General features: G+C 44.2%; 1 protein-coding gene. It reads left to right on the forward strand.

Features of this window, described 5'->3' with window-relative positions:
- Positions 1-398: 398 nt before the first annotated feature.
- Positions 399-1868: methyl-accepting chemotaxis protein (locus AB4496_RS26260; RefSeq protein ID WP_372132819.1), on the forward strand; the 1470-nt coding region annotated here is incomplete at its 3' end.

Below are 1868 nucleotides of genomic sequence, written 5' to 3' on the forward strand. Positions count from 1 at the left end.
AGCGATCATTAACTAACCCCAACTTCGGTGAAATCTAAGTAATCGAATATAAATATTGATCTGATGGAAATAAGAATGCCGTTGGGTTTAAATGACGAGAAATAAAGGGCTGAACGTTATGTGTTGGGTCCTTTTCTATTTTTCGTCTAGTTAACAACGCTATGTTGAGCGTATTTAACTTAATTACCCTACAACAGGCTGTTCGGTATAATTTCTCATGCAATCAATAATTTACTTGGTGAATGTCTCGCTATGCGTGCCCCTACTCACATATATTGCTGATATTAACCTTGGATGGTTTATTAATTTATTTTAAAGCGTAAAATAAATGGTGCTTGCAAACTGTGTTGGTGACAAATTTGTCACCGCGGTTTTTACTTCCAAATTATAGGTTTCCTATGTTCAAGAAACTCTCGCTTAAAAATAAGCTGGCGATCTCTGCTAGCATGGCCATTATCCTGGGGGGGATTTTGGTCGAGGTATTGTCTTTTCGTGCTTCATTGCAACGGTTGGATATTGAAGTTGAACAGCGCTTAGAAGGTGCGTCAGCTTCTTACAATCAATATGTATCGGATTGGATCTTATCCAAAGAGCGTGCGCTTACTTCACTTTCGAAGGAGTCACAACAAGAAAGCTTGGTCACTCACCTGAAGCAGGTTCGTGATTCAGGCTCGTTTGATAATGTGTTCTTAGCGTTCCCTGATGGCTCGCAAAAAAATGCGAATGGCGTAGTGTTGCCACCGGGCAATGATGATCCACGCGTATGGGGTTGGTACACCAATGCGGTTTCGAACCCAAGTAAGGTGTTCATGGATAACCCAACGGTTGCCGCGGCAACTGGGGCGAACGTTGTGTCGTTGGGTACTGCAATGCAACTGCATGGCCAGCAGGTCGTTTTAGGTGCTGATGTAGAAATTACCGACATTCTAAACAGCCTTGAAAAAGTGATTCTTCCAGGCGAAGGCTACATGTTTATCGCGACCAACAAAGGCACGGTTTACACGCACGCTGATACAAAGTTGCTGAATGAGAACATTAGCTCGCTAGGGCTAGATTTTTCTGATGTACAGAAGGCACTGACTAGCGGTAAAGACACGGCTATCGAGTTAAATGGCAGCGACTATGTTCTGTACGCACGTGCGATTGATGGTACAAGCCTGATTACTATCAGTGTTGTTAATCATGACTCTTTGGTTGCACCGTTATTTGATGCGGTGATCGGTCAAGTGTTGGTGACACTGTTGGTTGTGATTGTATGTACCATATTGTTTAACCTGCTGTGTACTATTCTGTTCCGTCCGTTGAACCATGTGTCTCAAGCATTGGCGCAGATCGCTAATGGTAGTGGTGATTTAACTCAGCGTATTCATGTTGAGAACCAAGATGAAGTAGGAGAACTAGCACAGAACTTCAACACTTTTGTAGGAAGTTTACAGCAGTTGATTGGTCATATTCGTGGGCAATCAGAGCAGCTTAACAGCCAGTCAGAGAAAAGTACTCAGCGAGCGAATCGTTCGGTGGATGAGCTTAATCATCAACAGCAAGAGATCACCATGGTGGCGACGGCTGTAACGGAAATGGCGAGTGCAACGCAAGAGATTGCATCGCATGCTGAGCAAACCGCAAAAGCGGCACAAGACTCTGCGACAAGCACTAATAGCGGTCACGCCCTGGTTGTCGATACCAAAGGTTCTATCAATAACCTTGCCAATGAAGTGAATGAAGCAGGTAATGTGATCAGTGAGCTAAACAAGCATGCTCAAGAGATTTCGACGGTACTTGCTACGATTCAAGGTATTGCAGAGCAAACTAACTTGCTTGCTTTGAATGCTGCGATTGAAGCGGCGCGTGCTGGTGAACAAGGTCGT

It is taken from the genome of Vibrio sp. 10N.222.46.A1 (assembly GCF_041473595.1).
Classification (GTDB): Bacteria; Pseudomonadota; Gammaproteobacteria; order Enterobacterales; family Vibrionaceae; genus Vibrio; species Vibrio tasmaniensis_A.